We start from the raw sequence: 21,467 nt of genomic DNA on the forward strand, positions 1-21,467 counted from the left end.
CACCGGGGCAGCAGCGTCTATCACGCTTGCGTTGCTGACTTCTGCCAACTTGCGGCAAGCAAGGATAAAGAGTGCGACGGGCAGCCTCCTCAGTATGCCTGAGTCCAGGCAGGTAAACCGGGGAAGGTCAGCGACGGATGTTAAGGGGGCATGGCTCCGATGACGCGCTGGCTGGCGGAGCTTCCGTAGTAGTCTGCGATGGGGAAAGCCCACTACATGGCGAAGGGAAGCAGTTTGAATGTGTTTGCGACGTGAATTAACTGACCTAACGAGGTGAAGACCTTTGATAATCAGCGAAATGCAACGCAAGCTTGCCACATGGGCAGCCACCGATCCGTCCCTACGGATTCAACGGCTGCTGCGTCTGATAACACAACCAGAATGGCTGGCTGAAGCGGCGCGGATCACGCTTTCATCAAAGGGGGCCCATACCCCCGGCGTTGATGGCGTGAATAAAACAATGCTACAGGCCAGACTGGCTGTTGAGCTGCAAATCCTCAGGGATGAATTACTCTCAGGCCACTACCAGCCCTTGCCCGCCAGACGGGTTTACATCCCTAAAAGCAACGGCAAACTGCGACCACTGGGTATCCCCGCGTTGCGGGATCGTATTGTTCAGCGGGCCATGCTGATGGCGATGGAGCCGATATGGGAGAGTGATTTTCATACGCTCTCATATGGCTTCCGGCCTGAGCGCAGTGTCCACCACGCGATCCGCACGGTGAAATTACAGCTCACAGACTGTGGTGAAACCCGGGGACGCTGGGTGATTGAAGGCGACCTGTCCAGTTACTTCGACACCGTACATCATCGACTGCTGATGAAGGCTGTACGCCGCAGGATCAGTGACGCACGTTTCATGACTCTGCTGTGGAAAACCATCAAGGCGGGACATATCGATGTCGGTCTCTTTCGGGCGGCCAGTGAAGGTGTGCCACAGGGCGGTGTTATATCGCCGCTATTATCGAACATCATGCTGAATGAGTTCGATCAATACCTGCATGAGCGCTACCTGAGCGGGAAAGCCAGAAAAGATCGGTGGTACTGGAATAACAGTATCCAACGGGGCCGAAGTACGGCGGTCAGAGAAAACTGGCAGTGGAAACCCGCGGTGGCGTACTGCCGCTATGCCGATGATTTTGTCCTCATCGTCAAAGGCACCAAAGCACAGGCGGAAGCCATCAGGGAGGAGTGTCGGGGTGTGCTCGAAGGCAGTCTGAAACTCAGGCTGAACATGGATAAGACTAAAATCACCCATGTTAATGACGGCTTTATCTTTCTGGGGCACAGGATCATTCGCAAACGCAGTCGTTATGGCGAGATGCGAGTGGTCTCAACGATCCCGCAGGAGAAAGCCAGAAACTTCGCCGCATCGCTGACAGCACTGTTATCAGGCAACTACAGTGAAAGCAAAGTCGATATGGCTGAACAACTCAACCGAAAACTGAAAGGCTGGGCCATGTTCTATCAGTTCGTTGATTTTAAGGCCAAAGTCTTCAGTTATATCGACCGTGTCGTGTTCTGGAAGCTGGCTCACTGGCTGGCCCGCAAATACCGTACAGGTATCGCTTCCCTGATGAGGTGGTGGTGTAAATCACCGAAACCGGGTCAGAGCAAAACGTGGGTTTTATTTGGTAAAACCAATCACGGCAAGCTCAGCGGCGAAATACTGTACCGGTTGGTGGGGCAAGGCAAGAAGCTGTTCCGCTGGCGGCTACCCGAAGGTAATCCCTATCTGAGGACGGAGACCAGAAACACGTATACATCGCGCTTTACAGAAGTGGCAATGGCGTTCGCCAGCATTTAAATGGAGAGCCGGATGCGCTGAAAGGTGCACGTCCGGTTCGGGGAGGAGAGGCAGGGAAATAGTCCGACTACGCCCTGCCTCTTACTCTACTCAGGACCCACGAAGGCTGGCTGTATCTTGCCGTTGTTGTTGATCTGTTCTCACGCAAAATTATCGGCTGGTCCATGCAATCCCGGATGACAAAGGACATTGTCCTGAACGCACTGCTGATGGCTGTATGGCGGCGTAATCCCCAAAAACAGGTGCTGGTTCATTCGGATCAGGGCAGTCAGTACACAAGCCATGAGTGGCAGTCGTTCCTGAAATCACACGGCCTGGAGGGCAGCATGAGCCGTCGCGGTAACTGCCATGATAATGCGGTTGCAGAAAGCTTTTTCCAGTTGTTGAAACGCGAACGGATAAAGAAAAAGATCTACGGAACGCGGGAAGAAGCCCGCAGCGATATTTTTGATTACATCGAAATGTTTTATAACAGTAAGCGTCGGCATGGTTCTAGCGATCAGATGTCACCGACAGAATATGAAAACCAGTATTATCAACGGCTCTGAAGTGTCTAGATTTTCCGTGGCGATTCATTCAGCTGGAATACAACAGCCTGTAAGTAGTTACTTTAAGGTCCTAGCTCCCGCAGCTGGCATGGATACATTGGGTGTCGGATATCCAATGAATGAGACAACAATTTCGACATTCCCTGGTGAAGTTTCAGGCATTTGGCCTTTAAATTGCTCAAATCATTCTCCCCAACATCTCACAACTCGCTTTGTAATAGCACATTTCAACACCGATGGTTGCTCTGGTGGACCCTATGTCGTCTCCGAGAATGACGAGCATTTTGTCATTGGAAGTCTGGTTGGAATAATGTCTGGAACCTGCCCAGATTCAAATCCACACATGTCTGTTCAGTCCGCTACTGATTTTTAGCAAAGTCAGTTCCAAAATGACGCTGGCACGATAGTTATTTTGGGTCTGCCCGATATGGCGTCTGCCCTTACTAACAGCAACAGCATTGAAACTGACAAACATGAACTGGAAAGTGCCTCAATAGTAAGTCATGATTTCCACATCACTTTTATGGTGCACTTTTTCACCTATAACACAGCACGTTAAGAATACGAGGCCTGTAATGGACGCTACTGAAACTGAAGAGCTCGAAAAAATTGGCAAAAAGGCAATGGATGAAGTTACGAGCGCTCTCCAGGCGCTTGATAAAATGTTCCCGGGGATAACTGAGGGGGCAGCAGCATTGGCTGGGTCAGGTGTCGGCGCTGCGGCTTCCTTTGGTGCTCTCTATACGCTTGGGACAACGGGAGTGTCAGCAGCTGGCATAACCTCCGGGCTCGCAACAGCAGGGTCTATCGTCGGTGGTGGTATGGTGGCAGGAATTGGGGTTCTGGCCGCGCCTGTAGCAGTATTAGGGATTGGCGGGTACGCGATAGTGAAACACAAAAAAAATGCGAAACTGACAGCCGCCCTTAGTCAGGCCATCCAAAAGCTCTACGAAGTTCAGGAAAGGTTGATGTCGAATGCGGAATATTTTAAGGCAGAAATTGCTGGCATCAAGGCAACAATCGACATGCTTACTAAGAAAGCTCCAAAAGGTAGCCTGGTCGCGGTGAGGTAAACACATGAGTCAGTCTCCTTATGATGATGAGTTCAGGGCCATCCGTTATATTCAGCTCCGTGGTCAGGATATCGCGAACGCTCACGAGACAATTAACAGTGATATAGAGAGCCTTAAGGCACAGTTGACCGGGCTAATCAGCGGCACTGAACTTGATGAAGCGGAGCATCTGGCGCTTAAAGAACATCATCTGCGAGAAATGACCCCTTCAGATACTGCCATGCATTCTACTGGTCTCAAGACTATATATAGCGAGGCTAACCAGCGTGTATGCGGTGATATTGGACTGGCCACAATACTCTCCACGGATGACCTGGCTGTTGTAGATGCCCGGATCCAGAATCATATTAAAGAATTTAATGATCGCTACGCACTCGACGCCTGGGATTATGCTATTGCCTGCGGATGCGGGCTCATAGCATCCATGCTGGATTTACTTTGCGTCAGAGCCCCGCCAAAACCTACGGTGAGCTTTACGGCAGAAGTGGATGGTATTTTCAATAAACAGGTGCAGAAAGCCTTCAATGCCATTTTGCCGGAGGACCTGAGTACAAAACTCTCAGATTTGTTCCCTATAGGGGCACCAGACAGTTCGATCAGCAGCGATTTAGTGGGTGCGGCCGGTGGCGTTTTGTCTCCCACAAATCACCGCTTAAGAGCTTTGTCACACGATCCCATACTGGGCATTATTTTCGGTATAAAGGATATGCTGAACGGGACCTGTACGGTGGTTCAGAATGGACAGATCGTGGTTTATCCTTCCAGTAAAGGCGTTACTGACGAAACCAATATTTTCAGGCTCATCGCCAGAATGTTTGGACACCTGGCATCGGATGTTAATGCCCCCTCAGCAAAAGGAAACCGTGGCATGGGTTTACCGGCTCCTTTTATGGGGCTACTTCGTATGCTTGAGGGGATCCCTGTGGGGAGTTCTAACTTCGGCAAACAAATAGAGTACATGTATGTCAACGGATATGACTTTCGTCAGTTTATCGTGACAAGTATTCCGATGACCATAATGGAAGTTTTGATGCGGGTTTTCTATGTGGTGAAACAGGTATCGCTGGGAAAAGGAGCTTTTGGGGAGACCTTACTGGATACCATGCCGTTGCGGCTAAATCCACGCTTCCGGATGATGCTTGCCCTGGGTTATGGAACTTCCAGTGCTGTTAACGCAGGTAAAATGTATATCACCGGCAATATTCTCAATGCGAATTACGCCTCTTGGATGGGGTTGGCCTGGAATGGTTTTCACTCACTCAAGTGGTCCCTTTATCAGCGACACTTAAAGCTTTGGGCCGGTATTGAAAAGGCAGAACTGGAACGGCTTCAGAACAATATAGACAGCATCGAGGCATTGACCATCAGAGCAGGAAACTTGCCAGTCAAGTAACATTCACCGGAGCACCTCCGGAACCCCATAGCCCACCAGCTGCTAAAAATGTCTGCCTTTGCTTTTAATACTCTCTCTGCCTCCTCCCCGAGGCAGAGAGTAGCTCGTAGTTATTTATACAGCTCACAACAGGGCCATAAGATACTCCGCTTCTCGTTTACCGATGATCCTGATCTGTCAGCTCTCTTCCCGGATGCTGTACGAGCGTAACGGCTTATTATTGATAGTTCTCTCATATCAAACGTCATAAAGATTTATGCTGCCACTTGGTAACAGCCTAAAGGTTGTACTCTCTATTTAACAGCTTTTAGGCTGTTAATTTGATATTACAGCTTTTAGGGTGTATGTTTAGAAAACAGCGTACAAGGTGTATCAGAGGAACTACTGAGGCCAGCTTATGATCAATAATGATTACCCGTTAAACACGCTCAACCAGTTGCGTCCCTTGCTCATTGGTTTTCGCAAGGCGAATGGCCTGACGCAAAAAGACCTGTCCGAAAGGTTAGGTGTCACTCAACAGACATACTCACGTCTGGAAGCCAACCCTGCCAGTGCGAGCATTGAACGGCTATTCAAGGTGTTTTCCGTCCTGGGTGTAAAAATCAGCTTCTCCTCGGCAACCACTTCTTCAGAGAGGAAGCAGACGGAAGAAATATATAAATTAAATTCACCTGCACGACAGGAGGATTGGTAACGATATGAGCCGGAAACAGCAACGTCTGGTAATTTGGATGAACGGCATCAAAGTCGGGTACTGGGAAAAAAGCAAAGGGGTAGACAGCTTAGAATACCTTCCTGAATGGGTTGCTGACGAACAGGGAAGGCCGCTGTCATTGTCCCTTCCTTTTACTCCCGGGAACCAGGTCTGGCGTGGAAATGTGGTACGTGACTATTTTGATAATTTACTCCCGGACAGCGAAGGCATACGCAGACGTCTGGCAATGCGTTACAAGGCCGATAGCCTGGAGCCTTTTGATCTGCTGACGGAGCTGGGAAAAGACTGCGTGGGCGCGATACAGCTGCTTCATGACGGAGATGAACCCACTGATTTATATTCCGTGAAGTATCACCCGCTTACTGAATCAGAAATTGCGGCAACTTTGCGTAATACCACGGAGACATTGCTACCGGGCAGGCCAGAAGATAACGACGACTTACGTTTATCTATTGCCGGTGCTCAGGAGAAAACAGCCCTACTGTGGCATGAAGATCGGTGGTGTATGCCGGAGGGTAATACACCAACGACGCATATATTCAAGCTACCGCTCGGACTTGTGGGGAACATGAAAGCCGACATGAGCTCGTCGGTTGAAAATGAATGGCTCTGCTCGGTACTTCTCGACCAGTACGGGCTCCCCGTGGCAAGAACGCAGATTGCTCACTTTGAAGATCAGAAAGCGCTGGTGGTAGAACGTTTTGACCGAAAATGGTCAGGAGACGGACAATGGATCATTCGTTTACCCCAGGAGGATATGTGTCAGGCCCTGGGCGTTTCGCCATTACGAAAATATCAGGCGGACGGCGGGCCAGGTATATCGGAAATTATGGAGGTTCTGAGTAATTCAGACCGTGCTGAGCGTGACAAAGCGCAGTTTTTTATGACGCAGATAATTTTCTGGATGATGGCCGCAACAGATGGCCACGCTAAAAATTTCAGTATTTCTATTGGGCCACAGGGACGTTATCACCTTACACCAAACTATGATGTGTTGTCGGCATGGCCGGTGATCGGTCATGGGAACAATCAGATATCTTGGCAGAAGTGCAAACTGGCGATGGCCGTACGTGGCAGTAGCAACTATTACCAGATATATCGAATACAACGACGCCACTGGATCAGGCATGGTGAGATAACCGGCCTGAGTAAACAGCAGACAGAGGCGATGATAGAGGAAATCATCGCCAGAACCCCGGGTGTCATTGAACGTGTTAGCGGGCTTCTTCCGGACCAGTTCCCCCAGCAGCTTGCGGAAAGTATTTTTGATGGAATGAGGCAGCAATGCAGGCGCCTGGCTGAGAAATGACAGCCGCAATTTATAGTGTGCATGTTTTCAGAATAGCTGATGTAAGCGTGAGGATTCAGTATGACTGAAGAACAAAAAAGAATAGAGCGGGCTATTGAGTTGGCTTGTCGTTACGGCGGAACCGATGAAATGCATCATCTGCAATGGGTCGTGGATCAGATGGTAAGAGAACTTGCTGGAGAACGTTATGCACAGATTGTAGCTGATGCCACCAGCGGAGAAGATGGGCCTGATACTTACAAATGGAGTGTTGGGATCGCGCCTTAACAGCTGTCGGTCTGGGGGTGAAAACGTATTCTTCATTCAGCGAATTCCCAGGCTTCACATTAAGACTAAAGCGGCGGCCGCAGTAACGTAAGAGAAAATAAATGGCTATTTTAGCAATCATTGCAGTTATCGCCCTGGGTGGGTACGCCTACGGATTTATTAAAACCCGTGAGCTGAGCGCTTTGCGTAAAGAAATGAAACTATACGTGGATCGCATGGAAGCGGCGGAGCTGGACTTACACGCAATCAGAAGTGTAGCGGAGCACCGGTTGCACGGTGCAGGTAAACAGTTTGCCGACCTTTACAGCCGTATCGACGGTGCAACTGTGACGCTGACACCCGAAGATCAGCTGTTACTGGCAACGATGCCATTTAATATTCAGGATGTAGAAGACATCGTAAACGAGCGCGGTCCAAAGACAATTAGCGGCCGTCCATTCTGGGAAGTTGAGCCAGGCCCGCATGATTATGAATATGGCCCGCAATATCCGTATTTCCCAGACCAGCGCTAGGAAGAGATCAAGATGAGAGAGCCAAGACCACGCCATACCTTGCAGGTCATTCGTGTCCCTTCTCTGGAGGTTCAGGACCTGGGGCTGACCAGCTTTGATAGCTGGCTTGACGAGCACGGGTATGACAAAACGAATGCCAGAAATAACCGTACCATCTGGGCGAGAGAAGGCGGATGGCATCTGAAACGTTGCAGAAATCTTGAAACTGGCACGGACGATTTCTGGTTTATCGCTTTCGATGGTAAAGGCGGGAAGATTTACCCGCTGAAAACCCAAAGAGACTACCGGGCTGCATATCGTAAGCTGGAAGCAGAAGGTTATGCGCCCGCGGTCATCGAGCAAATGACCACAGGCGCAGCATATAACCTGGCCTATCCACGTTCCACCCTAAAACAAGCTGAGACGGCCACCAGCGAGCCAATTCGGAAACCTGACGTAGATATCCAGGGTGAGCACTGCGAGCGCGTAGTGACGCAACGTAGTGGCGTGGCACAGGGTAAATTCAAAGCTCTGCTCATCGAGAATTTCGCGGGCCGTTGTGCGGTAACCGGTTGGGTTAATGGAGGTGTCCTGGATGCGGCACACATTGAACATGGAACCCGGTACAATCCGTCTAATGGCATCCTGATGACTCCAACAATGCATGCGCTGTTTGATGCCGATCTTATGGGCATAGATCCGGCCACCCTGACCGTTCATTTTAAGCCAGGCATTGAGGTGGGCGAGCTGTTTGAAGGCCGTAAAATCACACCGCTGGTGTACGATCTGGACTTAGAGCGGCTGGCCGTACGCTGGGCAGAATACCAGGGCCTTGCTCAGGATCAATGAAGGGTGACAGCTAGGGAAGGTGCGAACAAGTTCCTGATATGAGATCATCATATTCATCCGGAGCGCATCCCAGAGGGACATCATGAGCCATCAACTCACCTTCGCCGATAGTGAATTCAGCACTAAGCGCCGTCAGACCCGAAAAGAGATTTTCCTCTCCCGCATGGAGCAGATTCTGCCATGGCAGAATATGACCGCTGTCATCGAGCCGTTTTATCCCAAGGCGGGCAATGGCCGACGGCCCTATCCGCTGGAGACCATGCTGCGTATTCACTGCATGCAGCATTGGTACAACCTGAGCGACGGTGCCATGGAAGATGCCCTGTACGAAATCGCCTCCATGCGCCTGTTTGCCCGATTATCCCTGGATAGCGCCCTGCCGGATCGCACCACCATCATGAATTTCCGCCACCTGCTCGAGCAGCATCAACTGGCCCGTCAATTGTTCAAGACCATCAATCGCTGGCTGGCCGAAGCAGGCGTCATGATGACCCAAGGCACTTTGGTGGATGCCACCATCATTGAGGCACCCAGCTCTACCAAGAACAAAGAGCAGCAACGCGATCCGGAGATGCATCAGACCAAGAAAGGCAATCAGTGGCACTTTGGCATGAAGGCCCACATTGGTGTCGATGCCAAGAGTGGCCTGACCCACAGCCTGGTCACCACCGCGGCCAACGAGCATGACCTCAATCAGCCGGGTAATCTGCTTCATGGAGAGGAGCAATTTGTCTCAGCCGATGCCGGCTACCAAGGAGCGCCACAGCGCGAGGAGCTGGCCGAGGTGGATGTGGACTGGCTGATCGCCGAGCGTCCCGGCAAGGTAAAAACCTTGAAGCAGCATCCGCGCAAGAACAAAAGTAAGCGTCAAGTCACTGCCGCCTGTGATTCCAGTCCCGGGATCGCTAGCTTAGAGCTCCGTCTAATTTAGAAGGAGCTCTGTTTATGGAAAATGCTGCCAACTGGCGAACTGAATCGCGTACCGTCTATTCCAGTGACTTCAAACTTCGGATGGTCGAACTGGCTTCACGACCAGATGCCAACGTCGCACAACTGGCGCGGGAACATGGCGTTGATAATAATCTCATTTTTAAGTGGCTACGCCTCTGGCAGAGAGAGGGGCGAATCTCTCGTCGAATGCCTGCAACTATCGTGGGGCCGGTGGTACCTCAATCTCTTCCGGCTTCTCCGACTCTGTTGTCCGTCGACGTTATCAACGACCCGTTGCCCGCCGCAGAGAATGACACTCTGTGTACGTTCTCCTCCGCTCACGCCAGCGCCACTTCCTGTCATGTTGAGTTCCGCCACGGCAAAATGACGCTGGAGAACCCGTCGTCAGAGTTGCTGACTGTGCTGATCCGCGAACTGACCGGGAGGACACAATGATATCCCTCCCGTCAGGCACCCGCATCTGGCTGGTCGCCGGGGCCACGGATATCGTTCATGTCGTTTCCTCTGAGGTTATGGTTCAGAGGAAGGGGATGTGTTGTATTTTTTTGTCAGATTGTTTGGAGCTAAGTGTTAGGGTGGGTATTAATTACATTAATTAACCTAAATACCTTTCTGGTTGAGTTATAAATCATTCTGACATGTTGTTTGAAATCAGGAAGACACCATATGTAAAAGCTTACTTACATATTTTAGATATACTGGAGAATCCATGCTCCCGCACTGACTTAATGTGTTCCCGGGCATCATGGTGAAGGTTTCCTGTGTGCATTCCTTCAGATCAATGATGAAGCAATAGGTAATGAATCTGTGACCAGCTCAACACTATGTACATGAAACATAGTGATATTGTTACTGCATACCAGTTAAAGTTCGTTTTTTTGTACGTAAAATCACTGAGTGATGTTGTGGGGTGCGCATATGGTCTGGTTCATTGATGATGAGAATGCTGTTCTATTTTTATATTTTTCATTACGGCAGAATGGGTATGACTGGCCACCGGAGGCTGGAGAAACAAATACATCAAATTATGAAAGGAAGATCAGAAAACTTTTGATTGGACAAGGATGGAATGAGCGGGATGCAGATGTGTTTATTAATAATGTGCATGTTTCGTATAAGAAATCAATGCCCTCTGAAGATGAGCAAAAATGGTTTTCAGATGACCCAAGGGCAAGTTTTTGGTTTCTTTTTAAAATTGATGATAATTATCTTGCTACTACCCCTCAGTCTTTCTCTCTGGAAAATAATACATTACTTAATAGCTTTGAACCTTCAGGCAGGAGTCTGCCTCCCACTCACACATCCAGGGTCACATTCATAAAAGATAAAATTAAGAAATCCATATTCAATGCTTCAACCAGAGATAACATCATCAACGCTCACAGAGAATGGAATATATTAATATCGGAGCAGGACATCTTTCAGGGTGTAAACAGTAATACCGGTGTCACGCCTGACTGGTTGCTCACTTATCTCAGAGAGAATAACATTTTTCTTCAAGGCTATATGTGTGGTGAGAGTATTGACGAGAAACTGGCATTTTGCTACGCCTCTTACTTTACATGGTACACATGGATTACAACAAGTAATGCAGAGAAAGAGCTCTTTATTAAAAAATTCAAAAATGCCTTAAGCACACAAAAATCCAGAGAGAAAAAGAAAAAAGGAAAAAATAAATTACTCAATGTTTCAATTTCCGAGGCTACCCATGACAAGATGCGCTATATTGCTGAGCTGGAAGGGATTTCAAATGCCAGCACAATTGAATATGCTATTAATCTTGCATGGCAGCAGAAAACCCGCAGGAATTTAAAATAAATACAAGCATGTCTCGTTTTCCAGAACCCCCTTTACGGCAGAATCACAAAGTTCTGCCATTTTTGTTTTCTTTTTCAAATGAACAGTAATGAAAAATTCTGACTGTTCCGTGAGCGCCTTGAGAGGGGATTCCTCAGGATGACTCGACGCAACCAGCCTGTCTCTGGCTGAAGAGAAAAGAGGCTCGGTGCCTGGCTGCTACCAACGCGCGGATTACATTACCTGACGACCTGAAAACCAGGAGCAATGACGGCCAGGAGTGGATATAACTCTGGTCAATCCGTTGTGATGATCCGGCGATGATTAAATCATTCAGGCACAAGGGATAATGCCGCCAATGAAATAGGTGAGTGGATTGGCCCCTATATTTCCATACACTTTTTATCACTTAACCCATTACTGGTTCGCCGCCGCAGATATTCCCGTGGCGAACGATACCCCAGTGCACTGTGCGGATGCCATTCGTTGTAATGTTCGAAGGCCTCCGCAAGGTTCTTTACCGCTGTTAACCCGTCGGGTTTCGGCATGATGCTGATGTAATCGCGCTTCATCGTTTTCACGAAGCTCTCTGCCATCCCGTTGCTTTCCGGGCTACGTACCGCCGTATGTTTAGGCTCCAGTCCTACCATTCTGGCGAACTGACGCGTCTGATAAGAACGGTAGGCTGAACCGTTGTCTGTCAGCCACTCAACGGGGGATGTCGGCAGGCTGTTACCGAAGCGACGCTCCACGGCACCCAGCATGACGTCCTGCACGGTTTCACTGTCATATCCACCGTTACTGGCCGCCCAGTAAAGTGCCTCGCGATCGCAACAGTCCAGAGCGAACGTGACCCGCAGTTTTTCACCGTTATCACAGCTGAACTCGAAGCCGTCAGAGCACCACCGCTGGTTACTTTCTCCAACGGCCACTTTCCCTGTATGCGCCCGCTTCGATGGCGGTATTTCCGGTTTACGCTCAAGCAGCAGCGCATTCTGACGCATGATGCGGTATACGCGTTTGGCATTGATCACCGCCATGTCGTCAGTTTCTGATTGTCTGCGCAGCAGTGCCCATACCCGACGATAACCATAGGTGGGCAGATCGCCGATAACGGTATGGATACGGGCCAGCGCGTCAGTATCATCAGGCTTGCGCTTGCACCGACGATCCTGCCAGTCCTTCGACCGACGGGCCATGGCATGCAGTTGCGCACGTGACACCCGGAGGCAACGACTGACAAGGCTTATTCGCCATCCTCCGGCAACAAGGGCACGTGCGCTATCCACTTTTTTTGTCGGCCATATTCAACGGCTTCTTTTAGCAGCTCGTTTTCCATGGTTTTCTTGCCCAACAGGCGCTGCAGCTCTTTAATTTGCTTCATCGCAGATGCCAGCTCCGACGCGGGCACAACCTGTTCTCCTGCGGCAACGGCTGTAAGGCTGCCTTCCTGATACTGCTTACGCCACAGGAACAGCTGACTGGCAGCAACGCCATGCCGACGGGCGACCAGCGACACGGTCATTCCGGGCTCAAAACTCTGCTGAACAATGGCGATTTTTTCCTGAACACTTCGCCGTCTGCGCTTCTCTGGACCTAAAACATCAATCATTCGGACTCCAACGACTAGTCTAAAAACTAGTATTAAGACTATCACTAACTTAAGTGATTCCAACTGTCTGGAGATTCAGGGGGCCAGTCTAGTGAGCTAAACCAGCAGATTTACAAACTTCTTTCGTTGAAAGGTGATCGTGAGGGTTACTGTCTATTAGCGCCAGAGCTAACTGGCGTATTACAGTTGTATGGTAAACAGAATGAGGTATCCCCGCTCGCAGCAAAGCTTAAGCAACCAGTACGGGGCTACTCCACAGGCACCTGTTAGTAACCACGGAGGAATGGTCCTGGTGACGTTAAATAAATTAATGGAAAAACGGAGTCCGGAGAAGCCTAAACATCTGAAGCTCGTGAAGATGAACTGCGATAAGAGCCCGATTTTGGAACGGATTTATACATAACGGAAAGGGATAACATCATGAAAAAAATCCTTGTGCTTACCAGTCTGTTTGCCGTTTCAGCAGTACTGACAGGGTGCGATTCAGATCGTGACCATAAAGAACGTTGTACCGAGTTGCAGCATGAAGCTACAGAAGCTATGAAGGAAAAAGGTGAACATCAACTCGCTGAAATAAGAAAAGAGTGGGACAGGCTGCAGTGTAAATTGTTCTGGTAGAATTAACCGTAGTGATAACCGAAAAAAACAAAACGCATTCCTGATCTCATCATTGATTGAGCGGGTTTATCTAAAAAAGATACAGATATATATCATCATCCTGAACATATCCCATTAACGGCAGAACCCCATGGTTCTGCCGTTTTTGTTTTCATTTCAGAGGAGCAGTGATGAAAAAATCTGAAGGTTTTCAGTCGTTGCAGCAATCGCTTTCTGGCCTGCCGCAGTGGGCATCAGAGCGTATTCTGCAGCAGATAACGCAGTTAACCCACTACGAACCAGTGATTGGCATTATGGGCAAAACCGGGGCGGGAAAGAGTAGCTTGTGCAATGCCCTGTTTGCCGGTGAGGTGTCGCCGGTCAGCGATGTGGCGGCCTGTACCCGTGAACCTCTGCGCTTTCGTCTGCAGGTTGGCGAGCGCTATATGACGCTGGTGGACCTGCCCGGCGTGGGGGAAAGTGGTGCTCGCGATACTGAGTATGCCGGGCTGTACCGTGAACAGCTTCCCCGGCTCGACCTGGTACTGTGGCTGATTAAGGCTGATGATCGGGCACTGGCGGTGGATGAGCATTTTTACCGGCAGGTGATTGGTAAGGCATACCGGCATAAGGTGCTGTTTGTTATCAGCCAGTCGGACAAGGCTGAGCCCACCAGCGGAGGAGAACGATTATCCACAGAGCAGAAGCAAAACATCAGCCGCAAAATCTGCCTGCTGCATGAGTTGTTCCAGCCCGTGCATCCGGTGTGTGCCGTATCGGTCCGTCTGCAGTGGGGATTACGGGTGATGGCTGAGCGGATGATTAAGTGTCTGCCACGCGAGGCCAGCAGCCCGGTGGTGACGCAACTACAGCATCCCTTTCGCACGACGGTAGTCCAGGAGCAGGCCCGTAGCGATTTTGGTGAAACCGTCGGTGCCGTACTCGATAGCATCAGTGCCTTTCCCCTGATACCCGCCCCGGTGCGGGCCGTCATTCAGGCCGTGCGCACCACCGTGGTGTCAGTGGCCCGCGCCGTCTGGGATTTCTTCTTCTGAGCGTTTAATTCTTACCTGTTACTCCCTGAGCCCTGTCGCCTGTGCGACGGGGCTTTCTTTTATTGTTTTTCCCGTTATGAGGAGTCTGCTTATGACCCGTCTGGCTTCGCGCTTTGGCGCAGCAAACCTTATCCGTCGTGATCGTCCGTTAACCCGTGAAGAGCTGTTTCGCGTGGTGCCCAGCGTGTTCAGTGAGGACAAACACGAATCCCGCAGTCAACGTTATACCTATATTCCGACCATCTCCCTGCTGGACAGCCTGCAACGGGAAGGCTTCCAGCCGTTCTTTGCCTGTCAGACCCGGGTGCGTGACCCGGGTCGTCGTGAACATACGAAGCATATGCTGCGCCTGCGTCGGGAGGGGCAGATCACCGGTAAACAGGTGCCGGAAATCATTCTTCTCAACTCCCATGATGGCACCAGCTCGTACCAGATGTTGCCAGGATTATTTAGAGCCGTGTGTCAGAACGGCCTCGTCTGCGGCGAGTCGTTTGGTGAGGTCAGGGTGCCGCACAAGGGGGACGTGGTGAGTCAGGTGATTGAAGGCGCGTATGAAGTGCTGGGCATTTTTGACCGGGTGGAGGAGAAGCGGGATGCGATGCAGTCGTTGCGGTTGCCGCCACCTGCGCAGCAGGCACTGGCAAAAGCCGCGCTTACGTATCGCTTTGGTGAGGACCACCAGCCTGTTACTGAATCGCAGATACTTTCCCCGCGCCGCTGGCAGGATGAGAGTAACGACCTGTGGACTACCTACCAGCGTATTCAGGAAAATCTGATTAAAGGCGGGCTCAGCGGACGTAGTGCAAAAGGCGGGCGAACGCATACCCGTGCCGTGCGCGGCATTGACGGCGACGTTAAGCTCAACCGGGCGCTATGGGTGATGGCGGAAGCTATGCTCTCCAGATTTGAGGCAAACGGATGTTAGCTCCGGCAGCATACGGACACCTCCTGTCCGTTCGTTGATCGATTTCCAGGCATTTTTTCCTCAAAAAGACGATGAAGCCGCATTCTGATTGCATTCATCCTGCAGAAAAAATACCGCTTCCGCTGTCCGTATCCTGTCCGACCCTCTCGTTACACTAATCACTTAATTTTCAGTCCATTAACAGGGTGGAGAACGCCTCTCATGTCTCAGTCTGAGCGCCGCCATGAGCGCCTCGCGGTCCGGCTGTCGCTGATTATCAGCCGTCTTGTGGCGGGAGAAACGCTGATCATACAGACACTGGCCGCCGAATTTGGCGTGTCAGTGCGCACATTGCGTCGGGATTTTCGCGAGCGTCTGGCCTATCTCGATCTGGAATTCCGTAACGGGCAATGTCGTCTGCTGTCCGGCAGCCGTCAGAGGGAGCTGACGGTGCAGACCTTTGTCCGTCAGTCCGGTGTGGAGGCGCTTTTTCCGGATATAGACAACCAACTGGTCAACTCTCTGTTGAGCGCCAGCGAGTCTCCTTGCCTTATCTGGCACAGCACCAACGTCAGGACGCAAGCACGGCCTGAAGTGTTTACGCGACTTATTCGCGCCATCACAGAACACCGTCGGGTAACGCTACTGGCAGAGGGTCATCGTTGCACTGGTCTGGCTCCCTATCGACTGGTGTGCAGCGACGGCTGCTGGTACCTGACCGGTGAACATGAGGGACATATAACGGTTTTCACGCTGGGTGATATTCACACGGTCACATTCAACCCTGCGCTTTTTGTCCCGGATACACAGGTACGTAACCTGTTGTCACACCCAGATTTTCTTCGGGTTTTACCTCACTTTCAAACTTTCCATTCACTTTTCGTTGTCGGTGACGACGGTTTTTCACCCTTTAAGGAGCAAAAATGAAATTACTCACTGCCACCACGCTGGCGCTCAGCCTGTGCGTCGGAACAGTTTTACCAGTAGCCGCTGAAAATATCGTGGGTACGGTTAAGGCCTGGCAGTACATGCAGGCAGATGGCTGGAAATCAGCTGATGGTCTGGACAACCATACCCTTAGCAACGCGCTGTATGGTGCCAGAGTGATCGATAATTATCCCTGGACCCGGCAATTCCTGCTACGTCAGGGATACAATGGAGGCTATTTTCTGGCCGATAAAAATACTAAAACGGTACGCAAACTGGCGCTCAAAACAGCCAGTGGTTCTTCCTCCGATTTGACATCTGTCTACCAGGGTGAGGGAAAGGCATGTGGTTTCGTTCTGATTGATACACAGGCTGCATTGCTTGACGAGGCGCAGCAGCGAGCGAGTGGAACTGATGACCCGGCAGAGACAGTGCGACTAGCCCGGACAAAATTTAAACCAAACACCCTGATGGTCGTGCCTGATAACTGCGTCAATCCCAAACAACAGGCCGCGCTGGAGGCTAAGCGTTCTCAAAAAGATAGGGAGCTGCAGCAATGGGTGGCAAAGCAGAGTATGGCTGAACTCTGCCGCCGAACCGGTAACTGTTGAGGATCTGGTTACAGATGTTTTAACCGCGCCAGATGGCTTGCAGGTATATCTGGCGCAATCCGGTTCGCATTTATTCAGGAAGAAGACCATGCTAAAAATAGTGACCTCTGTTATCCCGGCTTTAATTCTCTCGCTCGCGGCTTTCAGCGCCGGTGCCGCGCAACTTCCGGAAAGTCTGATGGATAAAGACAATCCCGGCCAGGAATACTGGTGCCAGGGTAATGACATCAACACTACAGTCTGCTCAATGGCCGATGTCAGTGATGACCGTAAGTTTGCCCTGATTCAGGACATGCCCGGTCCAGCCTGTGAAGATTTAAGTTTCGGGCTTATTGACCTGGTATTTAACACCGGACTTAACATCCCTTTTGACGGCGGCGACTGCAAAGGGGATGTGAAGGCCGGGTTTGTGCGTGGCACAAAAGATAATGCCCTGTATGTAAAGATTGTCCGGGGCAGCAAAACTTTGCGCTTGTATAAGGTGCAAACGGGTTTCTGACTGAATCCGCACAACAACACTCTCTCAAAGCCCCTGACGCGTCTGCGTCAGGGGCTTTGTCTTTAAAGGTTATCAGAATGTCTGAACTTCAATTACTGCCAACGGGACCTTTCACCCGACAGCAGGCCGAAGCTGTTACCAGCCGGTATCAAAACATCTCTATTGAAGATGACCAGCGCAGTCACTTCCGCCTGGTGGTTCGTGACGCTGAAGGTCGAATGGTCTGGCGGGCGTGGTGTTTTGAACCTGATGCCGGTGAAGGACTTAACCGCTATATCCGGCAGTATGGCATCCTCAGAGCATCCTCCTGCTGACCACACCCATTCATCATTCCTGCATACCCCCATACGCCAGCCATCGTCGCTGGCGTTTTTTATTGACGGAGAATATCCATGACGACAGAAACTCAATGCGAATTGATATCCGCTAATGAACCTCAATTAGACCTTACTGCAACACCAGTACCTGACGAACAACGCATCCGCTTCTGGCCACTGCACTTTGGCGCTATCCCGCAGTGGATAACGCTGGAACCCCGTATTTTCGCCTGGATGGATCGCTTCTGTTCGACCTACAGCGGTGGTATCTGGTCCTTTTACACCCTCAGCAATGGCGGGGCGTTTATGGCTCCCGAGTCTGACAATGATGAGATATGGCGTCTGTTTAATTGCCTGAACGGCAACGATGCCCAAATGAGTGCAGAAGCCGCAGGTATTGCTGTCTGCCTGATTGCGTACAGCCATCACGCCTGTCGCACCCAATGCGATGCCATGACTGAACACTATTACCGCCTGCGGGACTACGCCCTGCAGCATCCAGAGGCCCACGCCATTCTGCGTATTATCGACTGACCGAAGGAGCAACAGATGAAACAGCTTTCCTTTTTACCCGGCGAGATGACGCCACAGGACCGGCGTCTCATTCAGCGGGCGCTCAGGGCTCTGGACCGCCACCTGCATGAGCCCGGCGTGGCCTTCACCTCTACCCACGCCGTACGTGAATGGCTGCGACTGCATATGGCCGCGCTTGAGCGGGAAGAGTTCCGTGTGTTGTATCTGGACAACCAGAATCAGTTGATTGCCCATGAGACGCTCTTCACAGGCACGATTAACCGTACCGAGGTGCATCCCCGGGAAGTGGTAAAACGTGCCCTATACTTCAACGCGGCGGCGGTGATACTCGCGCACAACCATCCCTCTGGTGAGACAACACCCAGCCAGGCTGACAAAACCCTCACGCAGCGACTGGTGCAGGTGCTTCAGCTGGTGGATATCCGCGTCCCTGACCACTTGATTGTCGGCGGCAGGCAAATCTATTCGTTCGCAGAACACGGTCTGCTGTGAGGTATGACATGAAAATTATCAGTAAACGCCGGGCAATGACGATATACCGCCAGCATCCTGAGTCCCGAATCTTTCGCTACTGCACCGGAAAATATCAGTGGCACGGTAGCGTCTGCCATTACACCGGCAGGGACGTTCCGGATATCACAGGAGTCCTGGCTGTGTACGCCGAACGCCGCCAGGACCGCAACGGGCCTTATGCCTGCCTGATGAGCATCACCCTAAACTGACAATAGTGGAGAACTGTAATGAGCAACATCACTTGGGGCTTGCAGCGCGATATCACGCCGCTCCTGGGAACACGTCTGGTGCAGGAGGGCAACCGGCTGCACTACCTAGCTGACCGGGCCAGTATCACCGGTAAGTTCAGTGACGCCGAATGCCAGAAGCTGGATGAAACATTCCCGCACTTTATCAGCCAGATGGAATCGATGCTGACCTCCGGTGAACTGAATCCCCTACACGTTCATTGCGTCACCCTGTACCACACCGGTTTTACCTGCGAAGCCGACACCCTCGGCAGTTGCGGCTACGTATACATCGCCATTTACCCCACTAAGCGCTAATTACTTTCACGAGAGCAAGCATGAAACCTCAATCTGCAGCAACTTCGCGGGCGGTAAAACCCTGCCTGTCACCCGTGGCTATCTGGCAAATTCTACTGACACGCCTGCTGGAACAACACTACGGCCTGACCCTGAACGACACGCCGTTCAGGGATGAATCCGTTATACAGGAACATATCGATGCAGGTATCACGCTGGCCAATGCCGTTAACTTTCTGGTGGAAAAATACGAGCTTGTTCGTATCGATCGCAGAAGGTTTAGTTGGCAGGAACAATCACCTTATCTTCGGGCAGCAGATATTCTGCGAGCACGGCAGGCAACTGGCTTGTTGCGGCAAAGCCGTAACAACGTAGTACGGTGAATATTGCGTACAACCTTCCTGATTTAAATTTCTGAGCTTTCTCCCTTGTTTACATATTGCATAATGCGCCTGCCATTACCCGGCGGGCGCGTTTGCTTTTTAAGGACAAAATGTCATGCAAACTAAAGCTGAAGTATTAACCGATCATAGCGAGCTGATTTGCTCGACCAGTATTGAACGCATAGTGACTGGCCGCGATGCCGCACTGAAACAGATAGAACAACTCATTCAGCAGCTTGATGCCATTTCACGGCTAACCTCAGAAATTGGCGGTGGCACAGCGCAAGACTGGGCGATGAAGGCCGGGCACCGTTACGATAGCTGGATGACCGAAAAGGTAGACAAAGCGCTGCCTTCCGTTACCCGCAATATTGACCGTAGTATCTGGCGAGACTTGATGTTGAAGTCTGGCATGATGGCCTTGATGGATGCTCAGGCCCGTGACCAGTGGCATAAGAACCTGGAGGAGGGGGATCTGCCCGCCATCAGCGAGGCAAATATCCTCAGTACTTTTGAGCAGCTACATCTGAACAAAATGGATGTGTTTGAGCGTGGCATTATCAATGTCTTCAAAGGGCTGTCGTGGGATTACAAAACCAATAGTCCCTGCAGCTTTGGTAAAAAGATCATCGTCAACAATCTGGTGACGCATAGCCGCTGGGGATTTAGTTTGAACTGGGGATGGCGGCGGGATCAATTAGCGGACCTGGAACGAATGTTATTTCTGCTGGATGGTAAACCGATACCCGATAACCGTGGCGATGTTACTACTCGATTGATGGAACATATTCGGGATAACCCTTCGAAGGATATTTACGAAGATGATTTTTTCAGTATACGTTACTTCCAGAAAGGAACCGCGCACATCACTTTTAAACGTATCGACCTGACAGAAAAGATGAATGATATCGTGGCGAAGCACTATCCGGGGATGCTGGCAGCGAGATGAAGAGGGCAGGGAGGCAATTCCTTACCTGACCCATTACCTGACCCGATTCGTATAAAACGAAAAAGGAGTCAGATGATTTCTCATCTAACTCCTTGTTTTATTTGGTGGCCCCTGTTGGGTTTGAACCAACGACCAAGCGATTATGAGTCGCCTGCTCTAACCACTGAGCTAAGGGGCCGTGGCGGTGGATTATAAAGTAACTCCGCGTTGCAATCCAGACATAAGCGTACGGATGCTGTTTTTATAAACAATGTATTTTCAGTCCGTTATACTTGTTCCTCTGATGTATTGATGGGAGTAATTATGGTTAAGGACATACTGGTGCCGGGGCTGCGGGTGGTGTTTTGCGGCATCAATCCGGGGTTGTCTTCCGCAGGTACAGGATTCCCCTTTGCACATCCCGCTAATCGCTTCTGGAAGGTCATCCATCAGGCGGGATTTACCGATCGCCAGCTCAAACCCGAAGAGGCACAACACCTGCTGGACTTCCGTTGCGGCGTGACTAAATTTGTCGACAGACCGACGGTGCAAGCCAATGAAGTGAAGTTACAGGAGATGCGCAACGGCGGTCGTAAGCTCATTGAGAAAATAGAAGAGTATCAGCCCGCCGCACTCGCAATCCTTGGGAAGCAGGCATTTGAGCAGGGCCTCAGCCAGCGTGGGGCGCAGTGGGGAAAACAAACGCTGACTATTGGCGCGACGCAAATATGGGTTTTGCCGAATCCCAGCGGGTTAAGCCGGATTACGTTGGATAAACTGGTGGAGGCGTATCGGGAAGTGAATGACGCCCTGGCCAGGCGGGGACTATAAAGAAAAACGCCACCTTGCGGTGGCGTTTATGC

25 protein-coding genes, 1 tRNA gene and 2 pseudogenes are annotated in these 21,467 nt (G+C 50.9%); 26 read left to right on the plus strand and 2 right to left on the minus strand.

Going from position 1 to position 21,467, the window contains the following annotated elements; genetic code table 11:
• The first annotated feature begins 298 nt into the window (after positions 1-298).
• From ltrA to HV037_RS03565, 12 genes and pseudogenes are all read left to right on the plus strand, one after another.
• Positions 299-1,807, plus strand: coding sequence for a group II intron reverse transcriptase/maturase (gene ltrA, locus HV037_RS03510; protein WP_001189111.1), 1,509 nt, complete (start codon positions 299-301; stop codon positions 1,805-1,807).
• Between the two features lie 80 nt (positions 1,808-1,887).
• Positions 1,888-2,355, plus strand: a pseudogene (locus tag HV037_RS03515) (IS3 family transposase); the annotation flags it as partial.
• Between the two features lie 575 nt (positions 2,356-2,930).
• Positions 2,931-3,428: a hypothetical protein gene (locus HV037_RS03520; protein ID WP_103798315.1), complete on the plus strand. Its 498-nt coding sequence runs from the start codon at positions 2,931-2,933 to the stop codon at positions 3,426-3,428.
• A 4-nt stretch (positions 3,429-3,432) separates the two neighbouring features.
• Positions 3,433-4,821: a hypothetical protein gene (locus HV037_RS03525; protein ID WP_053271570.1), complete on the plus strand. Its 1,389-nt coding sequence runs from the start codon at positions 3,433-3,435 to the stop codon at positions 4,819-4,821.
• 400 nt (positions 4,822-5,221) lie between these two features.
• Positions 5,222-5,515 (plus strand): helix-turn-helix transcriptional regulator, encoded by a 294-nt coding sequence (locus HV037_RS03530; RefSeq protein ID WP_024143021.1) that lies wholly within the window; start codon positions 5,222-5,224, stop codon positions 5,513-5,515.
• 4 nt (positions 5,516-5,519) lie between these two features.
• Positions 5,520-6,845, plus strand: a complete 1,326-nt coding sequence (locus tag HV037_RS03535; protein ID WP_020833804.1) for a type II toxin-antitoxin system HipA family toxin — start codon at positions 5,520-5,522, stop codon at positions 6,843-6,845.
• 60 nt (positions 6,846-6,905) lie between these two features.
• Complete coding sequence (locus HV037_RS03540; protein ID WP_000134171.1) at positions 6,906-7,112, plus strand: hypothetical protein; 207 nt, start codon at positions 6,906-6,908, stop codon at positions 7,110-7,112.
• A gap of 101 nt (positions 7,113-7,213) precedes the next feature.
• Positions 7,214-7,624 (plus strand): hypothetical protein, encoded by a 411-nt coding sequence (locus HV037_RS03545; RefSeq protein WP_000985911.1) that lies wholly within the window; start codon positions 7,214-7,216, stop codon positions 7,622-7,624.
• Positions 7,625-7,636: 12 nt separating this feature from the next.
• The gene (locus HV037_RS03550; RefSeq protein WP_001572439.1) at positions 7,637-8,452 is read left to right on the plus strand and encodes an HNH endonuclease signature motif containing protein; all 816 of its coding nucleotides are present in this window, start codon (positions 7,637-7,639) and stop codon (positions 8,450-8,452) included.
• 82 nt (positions 8,453-8,534) lie between these two features.
• A pseudogene (locus HV037_RS03555) lies at positions 8,535-9,314 on the plus strand (IS5-like element ISKpn26 family transposase); the annotation flags it as partial.
• 83 nt (positions 9,315-9,397) lie between these two features.
• Positions 9,398-9,838: a transposase gene (locus tag HV037_RS03560; protein ID WP_004189163.1), complete on the plus strand. Its 441-nt coding sequence runs from the start codon at positions 9,398-9,400 to the stop codon at positions 9,836-9,838.
• A gap of 483 nt (positions 9,839-10,321) precedes the next feature.
• Positions 10,322-11,221, plus strand: coding sequence for a hypothetical protein (locus tag HV037_RS03565; RefSeq protein WP_103798311.1), 900 nt, complete (start codon positions 10,322-10,324; stop codon positions 11,219-11,221).
• Positions 11,222-11,583: 362 nt separating this feature from the next.
• Here HV037_RS03565 and HV037_RS03570 read toward each other — a convergent pair.
• Positions 11,584-12,812, minus strand: a protein-coding gene (locus tag HV037_RS03570) for an IS3-like element ISEc36 family transposase (protein ID WP_181545587.1) whose coding sequence is annotated in 2 segments (ribosomal slippage) — positions 11,584-12,497 and positions 12,497-12,812 — 1,230 coding nt in all. Because the reading frame shifts where the segments join, the coding sequence is not laid out codon by codon here.
• 420 nt (positions 12,813-13,232) lie between these two features.
• On the opposite strand from HV037_RS03570, the gene HV037_RS03575 reads away from it, so the two are divergent.
• The 13 genes from HV037_RS03575 (at position 13,233) to HV037_RS03635 (ending at position 20,625) form a co-directional block, all read left to right on the plus strand.
• Positions 13,233-13,430, plus strand: coding sequence for a hypothetical protein (locus tag HV037_RS03575; RefSeq protein WP_103798309.1), 198 nt, complete (start codon positions 13,233-13,235; stop codon positions 13,428-13,430).
• Between the two features lie 170 nt (positions 13,431-13,600).
• Positions 13,601-14,464 carry a GTPase family protein gene (locus tag HV037_RS03580; protein WP_103798308.1) on the plus strand — a complete coding sequence of 288 codons (864 nt, stop codon included), beginning with the start codon at positions 13,601-13,603 and terminating at the stop codon, positions 14,462-14,464.
• A 91-nt stretch (positions 14,465-14,555) separates the two neighbouring features.
• Positions 14,556-15,389 carry a DUF932 domain-containing protein gene (locus HV037_RS03585; protein WP_172748778.1) on the plus strand — a complete coding sequence of 278 codons (834 nt, stop codon included), beginning with the start codon at positions 14,556-14,558 and terminating at the stop codon, positions 15,387-15,389.
• A 201-nt stretch (positions 15,390-15,590) separates the two neighbouring features.
• On the plus strand, positions 15,591-16,295 hold the full coding sequence (locus HV037_RS03590; protein ID WP_046495813.1) for a WYL domain-containing protein: 705 nt from the start codon (positions 15,591-15,593) through the stop codon (positions 16,293-16,295).
• On the plus strand, positions 16,292-16,906 hold the full coding sequence (locus HV037_RS03595; RefSeq protein ID WP_046495819.1) for a hypothetical protein: 615 nt from the start codon (positions 16,292-16,294) through the stop codon (positions 16,904-16,906). Before HV037_RS03590 ends, HV037_RS03595 begins: the two co-directional genes overlap by 4 nt.
• Before the next feature lie 88 nt (positions 16,907-16,994).
• The gene (locus tag HV037_RS03600; RefSeq protein WP_046495825.1) at positions 16,995-17,405 is read left to right on the plus strand and encodes a hypothetical protein; all 411 of its coding nucleotides are present in this window, start codon (positions 16,995-16,997) and stop codon (positions 17,403-17,405) included.
• A 77-nt stretch (positions 17,406-17,482) separates the two neighbouring features.
• Positions 17,483-17,719, plus strand: a complete 237-nt coding sequence (locus tag HV037_RS03605; protein WP_046495830.1) for a DUF905 domain-containing protein — start codon at positions 17,483-17,485, stop codon at positions 17,717-17,719.
• A 78-nt stretch (positions 17,720-17,797) separates the two neighbouring features.
• A complete protein-coding gene (locus HV037_RS03610) occupies positions 17,798-18,256 on the plus strand; it encodes an antirestriction protein (protein ID WP_046495834.1) in 459 nt (152 codons plus the stop codon).
• A gap of 15 nt (positions 18,257-18,271) precedes the next feature.
• Positions 18,272-18,748, plus strand: coding sequence for a RadC family protein (locus tag HV037_RS03615; protein ID WP_046495838.1), 477 nt, complete (start codon positions 18,272-18,274; stop codon positions 18,746-18,748).
• 8 nt (positions 18,749-18,756) lie between these two features.
• The gene (locus HV037_RS03620; protein ID WP_000691995.1) at positions 18,757-18,978 is read left to right on the plus strand and encodes a DUF987 domain-containing protein; all 222 of its coding nucleotides are present in this window, start codon (positions 18,757-18,759) and stop codon (positions 18,976-18,978) included.
• An 18-nt stretch (positions 18,979-18,996) separates the two neighbouring features.
• Positions 18,997-19,314, plus strand: a complete 318-nt coding sequence (locus HV037_RS03625; RefSeq protein ID WP_181545588.1) for a type IV toxin-antitoxin system YeeU family antitoxin — start codon at positions 18,997-18,999, stop codon at positions 19,312-19,314.
• 20 nt (positions 19,315-19,334) lie between these two features.
• On the plus strand, positions 19,335-19,676 hold the full coding sequence (locus HV037_RS03630; protein WP_048215514.1) for a TA system toxin CbtA family protein: 342 nt from the start codon (positions 19,335-19,337) through the stop codon (positions 19,674-19,676).
• 115 nt (positions 19,677-19,791) lie between these two features.
• A complete protein-coding gene (locus HV037_RS03635) occupies positions 19,792-20,625 on the plus strand; it encodes a DUF4942 domain-containing protein (RefSeq protein ID WP_046495848.1) in 834 nt (277 codons plus the stop codon).
• Positions 20,626-20,727: 102 nt separating this feature from the next.
• Here HV037_RS03635 and HV037_RS03640 read toward each other — a convergent pair.
• Positions 20,728-20,803, minus strand: a tRNA-Ile gene (locus HV037_RS03640).
• Positions 20,804-20,928: 125 nt separating this feature from the next.
• Between HV037_RS03640 and mug the strand changes: the two genes are divergently transcribed.
• The gene (gene mug / locus HV037_RS03645) at positions 20,929-21,435 is read left to right on the plus strand and encodes a G/U mismatch-specific DNA glycosylase (RefSeq protein WP_103284247.1); all 507 of its coding nucleotides are present in this window, start codon (positions 20,929-20,931) and stop codon (positions 21,433-21,435) included.
• Positions 21,436-21,467: the final 32 nt, after the last annotated feature.

The organism is Citrobacter sp. RHBSTW-00017, assembly GCF_013797615.1.
GTDB lineage: Bacteria > Pseudomonadota > Gammaproteobacteria > Enterobacterales > Enterobacteriaceae > Citrobacter > Citrobacter braakii.